At 35.0% G+C, this 514-nt stretch carries 2 tRNA genes; both read right to left on the bottom strand.

Annotated elements, in window-relative coordinates:
- Window positions 1-174: 174 nt before the first annotated feature.
- A tRNA-Ile gene (locus tag P8V03_RS19080) sits at window positions 175-251 on the bottom strand.
- Window positions 252-257: 6 nt separating this feature from the next.
- Window positions 258-333, bottom strand: a tRNA-Ala gene (locus P8V03_RS19075).
- Window positions 334-514 lie beyond the last annotated feature (181 nt).

Genomic DNA, 514 nt, shown 5'->3' with positions numbered 1-514 from the left:
GTATTTGTATACCTTCAGCTTTACTTTATTTGTGTTAAATAATTTTCATTATTTAACGATTATCACTGTGCAATTTTCAAAGAACAATTTAGCAATTAAGTACATTTATTTAATTACTGGTACTATTATGCTACAAAAATAAATTTTTATGCTAAAATAACATAAAAATTTATTTGGTGGGCTTAAATGGACTCGAACCATCGACCTCACGCTTATCAGGCGTGCGCTCTAACCAGCTGAGCTATAAGCCCTTAATATGGTGGAGATAAAGGGATTCGAACCCTTGACCCCCTGCGTGCAAGGCAGGTGCTCTCCCAGCTGAGCTATACCCCCATAAAGAGTTGTATGACGAGTAATTGGTTACCCCTTTATATGGAACTATTAGTAAGTTCCTTGGGGTAATTTTAATGCTGAAAATATTCAGCCAAATTACCCGTGAAAATCCATTTAGAATTTTCACCCCTCAAAATTAAACAGAGCATAAACCAGAATTCATGTAACTAAAAACCTAAGT

This window comes from Clostridium tanneri (genome assembly GCF_033659955.1).
In the GTDB taxonomy this organism is placed as follows: Bacteria; Bacillota; Clostridia; order Clostridiales; family Clostridiaceae; genus Clostridium_AM; species Clostridium_AM tanneri.
This window is presented reverse-complemented; position numbering and strand designations above follow the sequence as displayed.